The organism is Aquabacterium soli, from assembly GCF_003933735.1.
GTDB lineage: Bacteria > Pseudomonadota > Gammaproteobacteria > Burkholderiales > Burkholderiaceae_C > Aquabacterium > Aquabacterium soli.
Window position 1 is genome coordinate 173,175 of the sequence record NZ_RSED01000008.1, and the last position, 14,749, is coordinate 187,923.

At 68.0% G+C, this 14,749-nt stretch carries 12 protein-coding genes; 4 read left to right on the forward strand and 8 right to left on the reverse strand.

Annotated elements, in window-relative coordinates:
* Nucleotides 1–192 precede the first annotated feature (192 nt).
* From EIP75_RS12120 to EIP75_RS12135, 4 genes are read right to left on the reverse strand one after another with little or no spacing between them, the layout of a single operon-like run.
* On the reverse strand, nucleotides 193–1,455 hold the full coding sequence (locus EIP75_RS12120; protein ID WP_125243520.1) for a M20 family metallopeptidase: 1,263 nt from the start codon (nucleotides 1,453–1,455) through the stop codon (nucleotides 193–195).
* Nucleotides 1,452–3,245: a 2-oxo-4-hydroxy-4-carboxy-5-ureidoimidazoline decarboxylase gene (uraD, locus tag EIP75_RS12125; protein ID WP_125243521.1), complete on the reverse strand. Its 1,794-nt coding sequence runs from the start codon at nucleotides 3,243–3,245 to the stop codon at nucleotides 1,452–1,454. Before uraD ends, EIP75_RS12120 begins: the two co-directional genes overlap by 4 nt.
* The gene (gene puuE / locus EIP75_RS12130) at nucleotides 3,227–4,183 is read right to left on the reverse strand and encodes an allantoinase PuuE (RefSeq protein WP_125243522.1); all 957 of its coding nucleotides are present in this window, start codon (nucleotides 4,181–4,183) and stop codon (nucleotides 3,227–3,229) included. The genes uraD and puuE overlap by 19 nt, the downstream gene beginning before the upstream one ends.
* A gap of 13 nt (nucleotides 4,184–4,196) precedes the next feature.
* Nucleotides 4,197–4,898 carry a GntR family transcriptional regulator gene (locus EIP75_RS12135; RefSeq protein ID WP_125243629.1) on the reverse strand — a complete coding sequence of 234 codons (702 nt, stop codon included), beginning with the start codon at nucleotides 4,896–4,898 and terminating at the stop codon, nucleotides 4,197–4,199.
* Between the two features lie 152 nt (nucleotides 4,899–5,050).
* Between EIP75_RS12135 and uraH the strand changes: the two genes are divergently transcribed.
* Genes uraH through EIP75_RS12150 form a run of 3 tightly spaced genes read left to right on the forward strand, consistent with a single transcriptional unit; the run spans nucleotide 5,051 to nucleotide 7,302 of the window.
* Nucleotides 5,051–5,470 carry a hydroxyisourate hydrolase gene (uraH, locus tag EIP75_RS12140; protein WP_274379812.1) on the forward strand — a complete coding sequence of 140 codons (420 nt, stop codon included), beginning with the start codon at nucleotides 5,051–5,053 and terminating at the stop codon, nucleotides 5,468–5,470.
* A 15-nt stretch (nucleotides 5,471–5,485) separates the two neighbouring features.
* Entirely contained in the window at nucleotides 5,486–6,814 is a 1,329-nt protein-coding gene (locus EIP75_RS12145; RefSeq protein ID WP_420797161.1) for a urate hydroxylase PuuD, read from the forward strand.
* Nucleotides 6,815–6,864: 50 nt separating this feature from the next.
* Nucleotides 6,865–7,302 carry a GFA family protein gene (locus EIP75_RS12150; protein ID WP_125243523.1) on the forward strand — a complete coding sequence of 146 codons (438 nt, stop codon included), beginning with the start codon at nucleotides 6,865–6,867 and terminating at the stop codon, nucleotides 7,300–7,302.
* Between the two features lie 20 nt (nucleotides 7,303–7,322).
* On the opposite strand, the gene EIP75_RS12155 is transcribed toward EIP75_RS12150, so the two are convergent.
* Genes EIP75_RS12155 through xdhA form a run of 4 tightly spaced genes read right to left on the reverse strand, consistent with a single transcriptional unit; the run spans nucleotide 7,323 to nucleotide 13,595 of the window.
* The gene (locus EIP75_RS12155; RefSeq protein ID WP_125243524.1) at nucleotides 7,323–8,741 is read right to left on the reverse strand and encodes an 8-oxoguanine deaminase; all 1,419 of its coding nucleotides are present in this window, start codon (nucleotides 8,739–8,741) and stop codon (nucleotides 7,323–7,325) included.
* Nucleotides 8,738–9,667, reverse strand: a complete 930-nt coding sequence (gene xdhC, locus EIP75_RS12160) for a xanthine dehydrogenase accessory protein XdhC (protein WP_125243525.1) — start codon at nucleotides 9,665–9,667, stop codon at nucleotides 8,738–8,740. The genes EIP75_RS12155 and xdhC overlap by 4 nt, the downstream gene beginning before the upstream one ends.
* 16 nt (nucleotides 9,668–9,683) lie before the next feature.
* Nucleotides 9,684–12,026, reverse strand: coding sequence for a xanthine dehydrogenase molybdopterin binding subunit (xdhB, locus tag EIP75_RS12165; protein ID WP_125243526.1), 2,343 nt, complete (start codon nucleotides 12,024–12,026; stop codon nucleotides 9,684–9,686).
* Between the two features lie 18 nt (nucleotides 12,027–12,044).
* Nucleotides 12,045–13,595, reverse strand: coding sequence for a xanthine dehydrogenase small subunit (xdhA, locus tag EIP75_RS12170; RefSeq protein ID WP_125243527.1), 1,551 nt, complete (start codon nucleotides 13,593–13,595; stop codon nucleotides 12,045–12,047).
* Between the two features lie 126 nt (nucleotides 13,596–13,721).
* Between xdhA and EIP75_RS12175 the strand changes: the two genes are divergently transcribed.
* Nucleotides 13,722–14,726 (forward strand): LysR family transcriptional regulator, encoded by a 1,005-nt coding sequence (locus tag EIP75_RS12175; protein WP_125243528.1) that lies wholly within the window; start codon nucleotides 13,722–13,724, stop codon nucleotides 14,724–14,726.
* The last annotated feature ends 23 nt before the right edge of the window (nucleotides 14,727–14,749 follow it).

The window sequence follows — 14,749 nt, forward strand, 5'->3', positions numbered from 1 at the left end:
CTCTGGGGTGGGCGCAGCCAGAGCCGTGTGCTTGTGGTGAGAGAAAGTGCGCCAGGGCAGGGCTGCGTGCAGCGCTGGCGCGGAGATCGGCTCCATTGGGAATTTCGGCAAGTGCTGCCGTGGATTTACCCCTCGACACCGAAAGGGGTCGACTTTTTTGAGGCGCCTCAAAACGGTGCGCGCCGGTTTGCGCTATGCCAGCAGATCCAGCAGCGTGCGGGCCACCACCTTGGTCGCCTTGCGCAGGTCGTCGAGCACCAGGTGCTCATCGGCCCGTTTGGCGTTGGATTCGAACACGGTGCGCGGCCCCGCACCGTAGATCACGGCCGGCACGCCTTGCGCACAGTACAGGCGCACATCGGTGTACAGCGGTGTGCCCATGGTGGGAATCGGCTGGCCGAACAGGGCTTGCCCATGCTTTTGAAGGGCGTCTACCAAGGGCTGGTTGCCCGGCAGCGGCTGCAGCGAGTTGGCCAGCAGCAGGCGCTTGATGTCCACCGTGATGCCGGGGAATGTGGCCGCAGCCTCGGCGATCACACGGCGGATGTCGGCCTCCACCGCCACCGGATCTTCTTCAGGGATCATGCGGCGGTCGAGCTTGAGCACCACCTTGCCCGGCACGACGTTGGTGTTGGTGCCGCCTTCGATGCGGCCCACGTTCAGGTAGGGGTGGGTGATGCCCGGCACCGTGGACGTGATGGCCTTGTAGGCGGTGTTCTGCGCGTACAGCGCATTGAGGATGGCGACGGCGCCCTGCAGGGCATCGACCCCCGTGTGCGGGATGGCCGCGTGGGCCATCACCCCATGCACGGTCACTTCCATCTGCAGGCAGCCGTTGTGCGCGGTGACGACCTCGTAACTGAAGCCCGCGGCGATCAGCAGGTCGGGCTTGGTCAGGCCTTGCTTGAGCAGCCAGCCGGGGCCGAGTTCACCGCCGAACTCTTCGTCGTAGGTGAAGTGCAATTCGACGCCGCCTTTGAGCTTGGGCGCGTCGGTCTGATTGGACAAGGCCTCCAGCGCACGCAGCGCGAAGCTGAAGGTGGCGAAGTCGCTCTTGCTGACGGCGCTGGCGCGGCCGTAGAGCTTGCCATCGACGATCTCGCCGCCGTAGGGCGGGTGGGTCCAGCCTTCGCCAGGGGGCACGACATCGCCATGGGCATTGAGCGCCACGGTGCGGCCTTGCTCGCTGAAACGGCGGCGCACGATCAGGTTGGTCAGGCTGGTCAGGCCGTAGTCGCGCACCTCGGCCTCGGGCACGGCGTGCTTTTCGGCCTGCCAGCCGAAGGCCTGCAGCAGCTCGGCCGTGCGTTCGGCGTGGGGGGCGTTGTTGCCCGGCGGGGTGTCGGTGGGCACCTGCACCAGCGCCTGCAGGAAGCGCACTTCCTCGTCGAAGTGGGCGTCGATCCAGGCGTCCAGGGCCTGGTAGTTCGAAGTCGAAGGAGAAGCAGCGGTCATAGACCTTCCAGCAAATGCATGAACGCGTCGACGCACAGCTGCGCGTCGTCGTTGGTGATGGTTTCGAGCGGGTTGTGGCTGATGCCGGCGTTGCCGCCACGCACGAAGAGCATGGCCTGCGGCATCACCTCGTGCAGCTTCATCGCGTCGTGGCCGGCGCCGCTGGGCAGCTTGACCACGGGCAGGCCCAACTGGTGCACGGCGGTTTCCCAACGGGCCTGCCAGGCCGGGTTGGAGGGGGCTGCGGCGGCGGTCAGGGTGCGCTCGAGCGTGTAGTCCACACCGCGCCGTGCGCAGATGGCGGCCAGGCGGGCTTCCACGTCGGCGGCCAGGCTGTCGCGCTGGTGGTCGAGCGGCGCACGCAGGTCCAGCGTGAACTGGCATCGGCCAGGCACCACGTTGATCGAGCCGCCCGGCACGTTCAGCACGCCCACGGTGCCCACCGAGGGGCCGCTGGATGCCTTCAGATCCTGCGCGGCGCGCTCTTCGACATACAGCACCAGCTCGGCCACGGCAGCCGCCGCGTCCTTGCGGCGGTCCATGGGCGTGGTGCCGGCGTGGCTGGCCAGGCCGATCACCTCGCCGGTGTAGCGCGCGCTGCCGTTGATGGCTGTGACCACGCCCAGGGGCTGGTCGATCTCGTCCAGCCAGGGACCTTGTTCGATGTGGACCTCGACGAAGCCCAGGTAATGCCCTGGATCCCGCTTGAGTTTGGCAATGTCGGCCAGGTCTCCGCTGTGGCCGGCGGCCTTCATCGCGTCGCGCATGGGGATGCCATCCGCATCGACCTGGTCCAGCCAGCGCGGGTCGAAATCGCCGGTCAGCGCGCCCGAGCCGAGGAAGGTGGCCTTGTAGCGCTGGCCTTCTTCTTCGGCAAAGCCGACCACCTCCATGCCGTGCTTCAGGCGCTTGCCGGCGCGGCGCAGTTCACGCACGCAGGCCATGGGCACGAAGATGCCCAGCCGGCCATCGTGCTTGCCGCCGTTGCGCACGGTGTCGTAGTGCGAGCCGGTCAGCAGCAGCGGGGCTGAGGCATCGGTGCCGTGATAGCGGGCGACGACGTTGCCGACCGCATCAATGCTCACCTCATCAAAGCCGCAGTCGTCCTTCATCCATTGCACCAGCTGCGCGGCGGCGGCCTGGTGCGCGGGCGTGAGGTAGGTGACGGTGAGCTGGCCCTGTTCGGCATAGGGCGGCTCGCTGTGCACGGCCAGCTCATCGGCCCAGCCCAGCACCAGGTTGCCCTGCAACGGCTCTGCACCGAACTTGTCGTTCAGGCGGATCTCGGCGATGCGGTGAATGTTGCGCAGGCATTCGGCCAGCTCGAAATCGGCCGGCAGGCGCAGGCGGCGCGCGAAGGTGTCGATGATCTGCTGGCGGCTCAGGCCGGCGCCACGTGGCCCGCGCACCGCCAGGATGAAAGGCCAGCCGAAGCGGTCCTTGTAATCGGCGTTGAGCTGCTGCAGGCGCGCAAACTCATCGGGCGTGCAGTGCGTGAGGCCAGCCTTGCTCTGCTCATTGGTCGATTCGGCCGTGAGCTGCCCGGCCACGGCGGCCTTGCCGGCGAGCTCGGGGTGGGCGCGGATCAGGCCGAGTTGCGCATCGCGCGAAGCTTGGCGCACCACCTGGGCCAGCGCGTGCTTCAGGCCGGTCAGGCTGGTGAAGGGGCGCTGCGCCCACGCCTCGTGCGCGATCCAGGGCGAGTGCTCGTAGATGCCGTCCAGCGCCTGCGTGAAGGCGTCGATGTCCAGCGCATTGAGCTGGGGTATGGTCAGGGCAGGGGCGGGCATGGGTGCGTGGTTTTCCAATGGCGGGCGATGTCGATGCGGCGGCAGACCCAGACGTCACGGTGCGCCTGCACGTGGTCCAGGAAGCGCTGCAGGCCCTTGAAGCGGCCGGGCCGGCCCAGCAGGCGACAGTGCATGCCGATGCTCAGCATCTTGGGGCGGTCCAGGCCTTGCGGATCACCCTCGGCGTACAGCACGTCGAAGCTGTCGCGCAGGTAGTCGAAGAAGTGGTCGCCGGTGTTGAAGCCCTGCGGCGAGGCGAAGCGCATGTCGTTGGCGTCCAGCGTGTAGGGAATCACCAGCTGCTGCGCCTTGCTGCCGTCGGACTTGTCCACCGTCATCCAGAAGGGCAGGTCGTCGCCGTAGTAGTCGCTGTCGTAATCGTAGCCGCCGTGGTCGACCAGCAGGCGGCGCGTGTTGGGGCTGTCGCGGCCGGTGTACCAGCCGTGGGGCCACAGGCCGCCGGTCATCTGTCTGATGATGGCGGTGCCGCGCTCGATGTGCTGGCGCTCGGTGGCCTCGTCCATGTTCTGGTAGTGGATCCAGCGCCAGGAGTGGCAGGCGATCTCGTGGCCCAGGTCGACGAAGGCCTGGGTGAGTTCGGGGTGGCGCTCCAGGGCCATGGACACGCCGAACACTGTGAGTGGCAGGCCACGCTTCTCGAACTCGCGCAGCAGGCGCCACACACCGGCGCGAGAGCCATATTCGTAGATGCCGTCCATGCTCATGTGGCGGGCCGGGAAGCTGGCCGCGCCGATGATCTCGGAGAGGAACTGCTCCGAGCCCGGATCGCCGTGCAGCACGTTGTTCTCGCCGCCTTCCTCGTAGTTCAGCACGAACTGCACGGCGATGCGGGCACCGCCCGGCCAACGGGCATGGGGCGGGTTGTGGCCGTAACCGACCAGGTCACGGGGATAGGGCTGGGTGCTGTCGTAGGTCATGGAGGCAACAGGATCAAGGACTACCGAGGGCATCTTCCAGGCGCAAGCTGGGCACACGGCGACGTTCTGTCAGCTGGCGGGCCACCGTCAGCAGGTGCTCATCGATCAGGGCCGCGGCCCGTTCGGCGTCGCGGGCCTCGATGGCGGCGAGGATGTCGGTGTGTTCGGCGTTCGAGGCCTCGGCGTCGTCGGCCGACTGGTACATCAGCGTGATCAGCGAGCAGCGCGAGACCAGTTCCTGGATGAGTTCGACCAGCACCTGGTTGCCCACCACCTCGGCCATGCGCACGTGGAAATCGAACAGGAGCTTGGTGCGCGTGGCCACGTCGATGCGCTCCACGGCCTGGCGCTCTTCCTTCACGTGGGCCTTGAGCAGGCGCAGGTCGGCCGGCTTGAGCTGGGCGATCAGCTGGCGCACCATCTGGCCCTCGACCATGCGGCGCACGGCGAACACCTCGCGCGCTTCTTCGATCGACGGCTCGGCGACGAACGCCCCCCGCGCCGGTTCAAGCCGAACCAGCTTCAGCTGCGACAGCCTGAACAGGGCCTGACGCACGATCGTGCGGGACACGCCGAATCGATCGCCCAGCTTCTGCTCGACCAGCTTGGCGCCGGGCAGCAGTCGGTGCTCGACGATGGCGCGGGTGACCGCGACCACGATGTGTTCGGTGCTGGAGCCCGAGGGCGCGTCGTCTTCGGTGTCGTTGGCTGGCATGGCGGTGGATGACACGGCTCGCACGGAAGCGCGTGTTGTTTGGGCCACCTCGTCGGTGGCCTTTGTGGCAGATTTCTTGCGTGCGACACTCATCGTGGTTAAAGTGTATACAGTTTTGTGAACCGCTTGCAACCCAGTGATTGGATCCTTTCGTGTCTCAAGCAAATTCCCAGCCCGGCAGCACGCCTGAGGCCCATTCTGGTCGATTGACGACCCATGTGCTCGACACCGTGCTCGGCGGACCCGCGGTGGGCATGCGCATCGAGCTGTACGTGCGTGAAGCCACCTCCGAAGGCTGCGCCGATGGCCGCTGGCTGTCGCTGCGCAGCGTGACCACCAACGACGACGGCCGCATCGACGGCCCGCTGCTCAGCGGCGATGACTTCAAGCCCGGCTGCTACCGCCTGGTGTTCGACGTGGACGGCTACTTCCGTGCGCGTGGCACCCCCTTGCCCACGCCGCCCTTCCTGGGCAAGGTGCCGCTGGATTTCGGCATCGCCGATGGGCAATCGCATTACCACGTGCCGCTGCTGGTGAGCCCGTGGTCGTATTCCACCTACCGTGGCAGTTGATCGGAAGCGTTCGTGATGATGGAGATGTCTCCCCTGCTGGGTTATGCGCTCGACTGGGCCAACCTGCTGCTGAAATGGGCCCATGTGATCGTGGCGGTCGCGTGGATCGGCTCGTCGTTCTATTTCGTCATGCTGGACAACAGCCTGACGCCGCCCACCGACCCGGCCCTGCGCGACAAGGGCGTGGGCGGTGAGCTGTGGGCTGTGCACGGCGGCGGTTTCTACAACCCGCAGAAGTACCTGGGTGCGCCGAAGAACCTGCCCAGCAACCTGCACTGGTTCTACTGGGAAAGCTATTCCACCTGGCTGACCGGCTTCGCGCTGTTCACGGTGGTGTACCTGTTCAACGCGGGCACCTTCCTGATCGACAAGTCGGTGTACGACTGGTCGCCTGGCGTGGCGGTGGGCGCTGCCCTGGGCTTCCTGGCCGGCTTCTGGATCGTCTACGACCTGGTGTGCCGCACCTTGGGCAAGGGCCCCAAGGGCGACGAGGTGGTGGGCATGGTGCTGTTCGCGGTGGTGGTGTTCGCCGCGTGGCTGGCCTGCCAGCTGTTCGCTGGCCGCGCCGCCTTCCTGCTGGTGGGCGCGATGATGGCCACGAGCATGAGCGCCAACGTGTTCTTCTGGATCATCCCTGGCCAGCGCAAGGTGATCGCATCGATGAAGGCGGGCCAGCCGGTGGACCCGGTGCATGGCCAGCGCGGCAAGCAGCGCAGCGTGCACAACACCTACTTCACGCTGCCCGTGCTGTTCGCAATGCTGAGCAACCACTACAGCTGGGCCTACAGCCACCCGCAGAACTGGTTGGTGCTGGTGTTGATCATGCTGGCCGGCGCCTTGATCCGCCAGTTCTTCGTGGCACGCCACAAGACGGAGGTGGCCGGTGTGGCCGCGCCGTGGCATTGGGCCGTGGCCGGCGTGGTGGTGCTGCTGGGCGTGGCGGTGTGGCTGGCGCCCAAGCCGGCGCCCGTGGTGCCTGCCGCAACGCCTGCCGTGCCAGCGGTGGCGGTGGCGGCTGCACCTGCGGCATCCGGGGCATCCGCGTCAGGCGATGCGGCCTCATCGGCTGCACAGGCCGTGCCGGCCGCGGTGCCAGCCGCGCCCTTGTCGCAGTTCCAGCAGGTGCAGGCCATCGTGGCCCAGCGCTGCGTGATGTGCCACAGTGCCGCGCTGGCCAACAAGGGGGTGATGCTTCACACGCCCGAGCTGGTCAGCCAGCATGCGCAGCAGATCTACCAGCAGGCGGTGGTGCTCAAGGCCATGCCGCTGAACAATGCCACGCAGATCACCGATGCTGAGCGGGCCGAGCTGGGCAAGTGGTACCAGGCCGGCGCGCCCAAGTGAGGCCGGTGTGAGGCCGGTGTGATGCCGTGGTGATGAGGTAGGCTTGGTGCATGAGCACCGAGCCTTCATCCACGCCTGTCGCCGAACCCTTGTACCGGGGCAGCTGCCTGTGTGGCGGCATCCGCTTCACCGTGCACGGTGCGATGCCGCCGGTCCAGGTCTGCCACTGCAGCCAATGCCGCCGTGCGCAAGGTGGGCCGTTTGCAACCAACCTGCCGATCCAGACCAGCCAGCTGCACTGGCTGAGTGGTGAGGATTTGGTCCAGGTCTACGACTCGTCCGAAGACAAGCAGCGCTGCTTCTGCCGGCGTTGCGGTTCACCCTTGTTCAGCCGACGGGCCTCGCTGCCTGGCGTATTGCGGCTGCGTGCGGGTTTGCTGGAAGGGGATGTCGGCAGCCGCGTGGGCCTGCACATGCACTGGGCCTCGCGTGCACCCTGGTGGGCAGAGGATGACGACGGCACGCCGCATCACGACGCGGGCATCTGACCGAGGGGCTCTGCGCCGATTCAGATGCCGGCCAGCCGCCGCGCCAGCTTGTTGTGCCGCTCCACCATCGGCCCCTGGTCGATCAAGGTGAGTTCGCCATGGTCGGCCACGACGCGGCCATTGACGATGGTCCACGCGGTGCTGACGCTGTGGCAGAACAGCAGCGATGCCACCGGGTCATGCACCGCACCGCCAGCCATCGCCAGCGTGCGCAGATCGAATATGGCCAGGTCCGCTGCCAGGCCCGGTGCGATCTGGCCGATGTCGTCGCGGCCCAGCACCTCGGCGCCACCCCGCGTGGCCAGGCGCAAGGCATCGCGCGCACTCATGTCAGAAGGTCCATGGTCACAGCCGAAAGGCGCCAGGCTGCGGCCCACGCGCGCCAGCAGCATGGCCTGGCGCGCCTCGGCCATCAGGTGGCCCGCATCGTTGCTGGCCGATCCATCCACCCCCAGGCCCACGGGCACGCCCGCATTGACCATGCTCCGCACTGGCGCGATGCCCGAGGCCAGCCGCATGTTGCTGCAGGGGCAGTGCGCCACGCCCGTGCGGGTGGCAGCGAAGCGGCTGATGCCGTGGTCGTCGAGCTTCACGCAGTGGGCATGCCACACGTCGTCGCCCAGCCAGCCCAGTGATTCGGCGTACTCGGTGGGCGTGAGCTTGAAGCGCTCCAGGCTGTAGGCCACGTCGTGGTCGTTCTCGGCCAGGTGGGTGTGCAGGCGCACGCCGCGCTTGGCCGCTCGGGCCAGCACGGCGGATTCGCGCATCAGATCGGGGCTGACCGAGAACGGCGAGCACGGCGCCAGTGCGATGCGCACCATCGCGAGGCGGTCGCTGTCGTGGTGGGTGTCGATCAGGCGCTGCGAATCACGCAGGATGTCGGCCTCGCGCTCGACCAGACGGTCTGGTGGCAGGCCGCCTTCACTCTCGCCCACGCTCATCGACCCCCGGCTGGCGTGAAAGCGCATGCCGATGGCCTGGGCCGCCGCGATGCTGTCGTCCAGCCGAACGCCGTTGGGGTAGAGGTAAAGGTGATCGCTGCTGGTGGTGCAGCCGCTGTGCAGCAGCTCGGCCATGGCCAGCTGGGTGGACGTGTGCACCATGTCGGGCGTGAGGCCTGACCAGATCGGGTAGAGCGTGCGCAGCCAGCCGAACAGCTCCGCGTTCTGCGCGGCCGGGATGGCGCGCGTCAGGCTCTGGAACATGTGGTGGTGGGTGTTGACCAGGCCGGGGATCACGACATGGCCACGCGCGTCGATGGTGCGCGTGGCGCGGGCCAGCAGTTCGGCAGGCAGGGTGTGCGTGGGCCCCGCGGCGATGATCTCCTTGCCCCGGATCAGCACGCTGGCCTGGCGCCATTCGGTGCCCTGGTCGTCCATGGTGGCGACGCACTCGGCGTCCTTGATCAGCAGGGTCGGGGTGTCGTCGGGCGAGGTCATGCGGGCTTGTTGGCGTTGTGGTCCGCGGCTGGTGGAGCCAGTTGCAGCAGTTGGGCGACCACCGACACGGCGATCACGGCGGGCTCCTTGCCGACGATGCCCGGCAGGCCGATGGGGCAGGCGATGCGGGCGATCAGCTCGGGCGCATGGCCTCGTGCCTGAAGGCGGTGCTCGAAAGCCGCACGCTTGGTACGGGAACCGATCAGGCCGATCCAGGCACGGCCCTGGCGCACGTCTTCGCGGCGCAGCAGTGCATCGACGATGGTCAGGTCCAGGTCATGGCGGTGGGTGAGTACCAGGTGCAGGCTGGCTGGTGGCGCATGGGCGACCTCGGCGGCGGCATCTTCGGTAGGCAGGCAGCGGATGTGCGCTGGCAGGTCGGCCAGCGCTCGGCCGCTCGGCAGGCCCAGCGTGGCGTCGTCGCCAGGCAGGGCTTGCGGCGAATCGTCCAGGCGCTGATCGATCCAGCGCACCTCGCAGTCGATGTCGGCCAGCAGCTTGACGATGGCCTGGCCGACATGGCCGGCGCCATGCAGGTCCAGCCGAAAGCGTGGGGCCACGGCGGGCCAGCATGCGAGTGCTGCAGGATCCAGTGGCTCGAAGGCCAGCACCACGACACCGCCGCAGCACTGGCCCAGGGTGGGGCCCAGCGCGAAGGTGTGCGTCCAGGCGGCGAGTGCCATGCCTTGTGCCTTGCCCTGAGCGTGCTCACGCAAGGCCTGGCGCGCCATCGCGATGGCCTGCCATTCCAGATGGCCCCCACCGATGGTGCCCTGGGCGTCGTCGGTGCTCACCAGCATGCGCGCGTCGGTTTCGCGCGGGGTGGAGCCGCGCACCTCGCGCACCTGCACCACCAGCGCGGGCGTGCCATCGGCCAGCCATTGGCGTGCGGCCTGGTGCAAGGCGGTGTTGCTGAGGGCGTTCATGGCAGGCCCGCCAACCTCAGGCCTTGGCTTGAGCCGCCTTCACGGCATCGATCGCATCCAGCAGGGCTTCCGATGTGGCCGGCGCCCGCAGCGGCGGGTTCACCTTGTGCCCGCCCACGCTGGACACCGCATCGCGCAGCGCGAAGAACACCGAGAAGGGCAGCAGCAATGGCGGTTCACCCACCGCCTTAGAGCGGTACACGGTGTCCTCCACATTGCGGTTGTCGAACAGCTTGACGCGGAAGTCTTCAGGGCAGTCGCTGGCGGTCGGGATCTTGTAGGTGGAGGGCGCGTGTGTCAGCAGCTTGCCCGTCTTGGGATGCCAGTAGAGCTCTTCGGTGGTCAGCCAGCCCATGCCCTGGATGAAGGCGCCCTCGACCTGACCGATGTCCAGCGCGGGGTTGATGGACTGGCCGACGTCATGCAGCACGTCGGCGCGCAGCAGCTTCCATTCGCCGGTGAGCGTGTCCACCAGCACCTCGCTGCAGGCCGCGCCATAGGCGAAGTAGTAGAACGGGTGGCCCTGCATGGTCTCGCGGTCCCAGTGCAGCTTGGGCGTGGTGTAGAAGCCGTCGGACCACAGCTGCACGCGCGCCATGTAGGCCTCCGTCACCACCACATTGAAGGGCAGGGCGTTGCCGGCCACTTCGACACAGTCGTTGGCGAACTGGATGCTCTCGGCCGGCACCTGGTGCCTGTCGGCCAGGAACTGCGTCAGGCGCTTGCGGATGGTCAGCGCGGCATCCTGCGCGGCCTTGCCGTTCAGGTCGGTGCCAGTGGAGGCGGCCGTGGCCGAGGTGTTGACCACCTTGTGCGTGTCGGTGGCGGTCACGCGCACGCGGCCAAGGCTCAGGCCCAGCGTGTGCGCCACCATCTGCGCCACCTTGGTGTTCAGGCCTTGCCCCATTTCGGTGCCGCCGTGGTTCACCAGCACGCTGCCGTCGGTGTACACATGCACCAATGCGCCGGCCTGGTTCAGGTGCACCACGTTGAAGGAGATGCCGAACTTCAGCGGCGTGAGCGCCAGGCCCTTCTTGAGCACGGGGCTGCCCGCGTTGAAGGCGGCGATGGCCTCGCGGCGCGCGCGGTAGTCGCTGCTGGCGATCAGCTCGCCCAGCAGGGGCTGCAGCACGTTGTCCTCGACCACCTGGCCATAGGGCGTGACGTTGTTGGTGTCCACGCCGTACAGGTTGGCCAGTCGCACATCGAGCGCGTCCTTGCCCAACTGGCGGGCGATGGAATCGAGCGCGTACTCGATGGCGAAGGCGCCTTGCGGGCCGCCGAAGCCGCGGAAGGCCGTGTTGCTCTGCGTGTGCGTGCGGGCGCAGAAGCCGTGCATGGCCACGTGGGGCAGCCAGTAGGCGTTGTCGAAGTGGCACAGCGCGCGGCCCATCACGGGGGCGGACAGATCGGCCGAGAAGCCCGCGCGCGACACCATGCTCACCTCGGTGCCCAGCACGCGGCCCTCGTCGTCATAGCCCAGGGCCATGTCGTGATAGAAGCAGTGGCGCCTGCCGGTGATCATGAAATCGTCGTCGCGGTCAGGCCGCAGCTTCACGGGGCGCTTGAGCTTGCGGGCCGCCACCGCGGCAATGCACGCGAACACGCCCGATTGCGACTCCTTGCCGCCGAAGCCGCCGCCCATGCGCCGGCATTCGATCTGCACGTGGTGCGAGTGCAGGCCCAGCGCCACGGCGATGTGGTGCTGCATCTCGCTGGGGTGCTGAGTGGAGCAGTACACCAGCATGCCGTCGTTCTCGCGCGGCACGGCGTAGGAGATCTGGCCTTCCAGATAGAACTGCTCCTGCCCGCCCAGGTCCACGTGCAGGTCCATGCGGTGGGGGGCGGCGGCCAGCGCGGTGGCGGCATCGCCCCGCACCATGTGCATGGGCGGCACCACGTAGTCCTGGGCCGCGTGGCCTTCCTGCGGGGTCAGCAGCGCGGGCAGTTCCTTGAAGCGGATCACCTTGGCGGCCGTGGCGGCGGCGCGGCGCGCGGCCTCGCGGTCGGCCGACAGCACGGCGAACACGGGCTGGCCCAGGTACATCAGCTCGCCATCGGCCAGGATGGGGTCGTCGTGCGTGATGGCCCCGCAATCATTGCGGCCCGGGATGTCGGCGGCGGTGATCACGGCCACCACGCCGGGCATGGCCTTGACGGCATCCAGGTCGATGCCCAGCAACTGCCCGTGCGCCACGGGGGACAGGCCCAGGGCGCAGTGCAGGGTGCCGGTCAGCTCGAGGATGTCGTCTGTGTAGGGCGCGCTGCCGGTGACGTGCAGGTGCGCGGATTCGTGTGGCTTGCTCTGGCCGGCCGCGGTGGCGGCCTGTTTCAGGAAGGGTTCGACGGTCTGGTTCATGGTGGGTGCCTTTCGCGCTCAGACCGTGGCGGGCCAGACCTGGATGACATCGGCCCGCAGCGGCGAGGCCGGGCGGGTTTCGAGCCACCAGCGTTCCAGCAGGTTGGCCGCCACACGCTGACGATACGCCGCCGAGGCGCGCATGTCACTCAGGGGGGTGAAATCCTGGGCCAGTGCGGCTTGGGCGGTGCGCATCGTGGCCTCCGTCCACGGCTGGCCGACCAGGGCGGCCTCAGTCTTCAGGGCGCGGCGCGCGGTGGCTGCCATGCCGCCGAAGGCCACGCGGGCCTCGGCGATGGTGTCCCCCTCCAGGCGCAGCCACAGGCCGGCGCACACGGCAGAGATGTCGCTGTCGCGGCGCTTGCTGACCTTGTAGGCGCGCAGGGCAGAGCCGGCAGCGGGCAGCGGCACGCGCAGCGCCTGCACCAGCTCGCCCGGCTGCAGCGCGTTCTTCATGTAGTCCAGGTAGAACTCGGACAAGGGCATGGTGCGTGTGGCATCGCCGTGGCGCAGCACGATCTCGGCACCCATGGTCAGCAGCACCGGGGCACTGTCGCCGATCGGGGAGCCGTTGGCGATGTTGCCGCCCAGCGTGCCGGCGTGGCGCACGGGTGGCGAGGCGAAGCGCAGCCAGATCTCGCGCAACGCGGGCACGTGCCTGGCCAGCAGGCGCCAGGCGTCTTCCAGCGAGGCGCCCGCGTTGATCTCCAGCCCTTGCGGGGCCTCAGGAGGGCCCCAGGGGTTGATGGCCTTCAGTTCTTCAACACGGCCCAGGTAAAGGATGTCGCCCAGGGCGCGGAACTGCTTGGTCACCCACAGGCCGATGTCGGTGGCGCCGGCCAGCAGACGAGCCTCGGGCAAGGCAGCTCTCCAGCGGGCCAGTTCAGGCAGCGTGCGCGGTGCGATGAAGCGCACCTTGCGGCCTGGATCGGCCGCATCGCGCGCTTCGTAGAAGAAGGTGCCGGTGTCCTCGGCTGCCAGACGTTGCAGGGCGTCGGCCACGGGCGCCAGGTCCAGCGCGATGCGGGGCGCCTTGTACATCTGATCGGCGGCGTCCAGGATGGGGCGGTAGCCGGTGCAGCGGCACAGGTTGCCGCTGAGCGCGTCGGCCGCGTCCTCGCGCGAGACAGGGTGCTCGTGGTGCTGGTACATGTGCCACAGCGACATCACGAAGCCGGGCGTGCAGAAGCCGCATTGCGAGCCATGGCAATCGACCAGGGCCTGCTGGCAGGGGTGGGCCTGGCCGCCGTTGGTGGCCGCCACGTCTTCCACAGTGAACAGGGCCTGGCCATTGAGCGTCGGCAGGAACTGGATGCAGGCGTTGACGCTTTTGAGCGCCACGCCGCCGGGTGCGCTGGCATCGGGCTGGCCGAGCACCACGGTGCAAGCGCCGCAGTCTCCCTCGGCGCACCCTTCCTTGGTGCCGGTGCAGTGCGCATGTTCACGCAACCATTGCAGCACCGTGGTGGTGGGGGGCAGGCCTTGGACGGTGTGGACCTCACCTTGGTGCATGAAACGCACCGGGCGGGTGGGGGATTCGAGGGGGGGCAAGGGGGTGGGGGCGCTCATGGCGAAACTCCAGCAAACGTCATTCCAGCGTGGCCGGTGGAGGCGCGGCCATCACCCTTCGGAGGGTATCGCCGCCAGGGGGCTTCGGTATAGCATCTTGCTGATGTGTGGTATCAGGGTGATCATATGACCAAGCAAGCTGTTTTCGAAAAGATCGACATTTCCCTCATCCGAGTCCTGCACACCGTGATCACCGAATGCAGCGTGTCGCGGGCGGCCATCCGCCTGCAGTCCAGCCAGCCTGCCGTCAGCGCGCAGCTCAAGCGCCTGCGCGAGCTCACGGACGACCCGTTGCTGGTGCGCTGTGGCCAGGCCATGGCGCCCACCGATGTGGCCCTGAGCCTGCTGGAGCCGGCGTCGATCATCCTGCACAACGCCCAGGCGATGTTCGGCCACAAGAACAGCGTGCGCGAGTTCGATCTGGCCACCACCTCGCTGACCTTCCGCATCGCGGCCACCGATTACCTCGACCCCTTCTTTCTGCCAGAACTCACGCTGCACCTCAAGCGCCTGGCGCCCAACCTGCGCATCGAATGCGTGCCCCTGTCGGCCGATCTGGACTACCGCCGCAGCCTGGCGCGCGGCGAGGTCGACCTGGTCATCGGCAACTGGCTTGAACCGTCGGATGAGCTGCACCTGGGCCGCCTGATGAGCGACGAGGTGGTCTGCCTGGTGTCCGAAGACCACCCCGCGGCACGCCTGCCGCGCGAGGGCAAGCGGGCCTGGTCGGTGGATCAGTACCTGGCGGCCGAGCATGTGTCGCCCCCGGCCCTGCACCCGGGCGGCATCGGCATCATCGACGAGCACCTGGCGATGCAGGGCCTGCGCCGCAACGTGGTGGTGCGAAACCCGCACTTCGCGCAATTGCCCTACATGGTGGCGGGCTCGCTGCTGGTGCTCACCACCGGCCGGCGCTTTTGCGACCGGTATGCCCAGCAGCTCAAGGTGAAGATCATCCGCTGCCCGGTGAGCTTTCCTACCATGAACTACTATCAGCTCTGGCACGACCTGACGCACCACTCCGCTGCCAGCCGCTGGCTGCGTGAACAAGTGCGCGAGGTGGTACGCAATCTGCAGCATGTCCGTCCACCCTGGCGCGCTGAGACCTTGCCGGTGGTCCGGGCGCCCTGAAGCCCCCTACAATCCCGCCCGTC

Excerpts from the sequence above, each read along its gene's own strand:
- EIP75_RS12150 (WP_125243523.1), top strand. The coding sequence starts at position 6,865 with ATGAGCACCGAGCCTTCATCCACGCCTGTCGCCGAACCCTTGTACCGG.
- EIP75_RS12120 (WP_125243520.1), bottom strand. The coding sequence starts at position 1,455 with ATGACCGCTGCTTCTCCTTCGACTTCGAACTACCAGGCCCTGGACGCC.
- EIP75_RS12145 (WP_420797161.1), top strand. The coding sequence starts at position 5,486 with ATGATGGAGATGTCTCCCCTGCTGGGTTATGCGCTCGACTGGGCCAAC.
- puuE (WP_125243522.1), bottom strand. The coding sequence starts at position 4,183 with ATGACCTACGACAGCACCCAGCCCTATCCCCGTGACCTGGTCGGTTAC.
- uraD (WP_125243521.1), bottom strand. The coding sequence starts at position 3,245 with ATGCCCGCCCCTGCCCTGACCATACCCCAGCTCAATGCGCTGGACATC.
- xdhC (WP_125243525.1), bottom strand. The coding sequence starts at position 9,667 with ATGAACGCCCTCAGCAACACCGCCTTGCACCAGGCCGCACGCCAATGG.
- xdhB (WP_125243526.1), bottom strand. The coding sequence starts at position 12,026 with ATGAACCAGACCGTCGAACCCTTCCTGAAACAGGCCGCCACCGCGGCC.
- EIP75_RS12155 (WP_125243524.1), bottom strand. The coding sequence starts at position 8,741 with ATGACCTCGCCCGACGACACCCCGACCCTGCTGATCAAGGACGCCGAG.
- EIP75_RS12135 (WP_125243629.1), bottom strand. The coding sequence starts at position 4,898 with ATGCCAGCCAACGACACCGAAGACGACGCGCCCTCGGGCTCCAGCACC.
- xdhA (WP_125243527.1), bottom strand. The coding sequence starts at position 13,595 with ATGAGCGCCCCCACCCCCTTGCCCCCCCTCGAATCCCCCACCCGCCCG.
- EIP75_RS12175 (WP_125243528.1), top strand. The coding sequence starts at position 13,722 with ATGACCAAGCAAGCTGTTTTCGAAAAGATCGACATTTCCCTCATCCGA.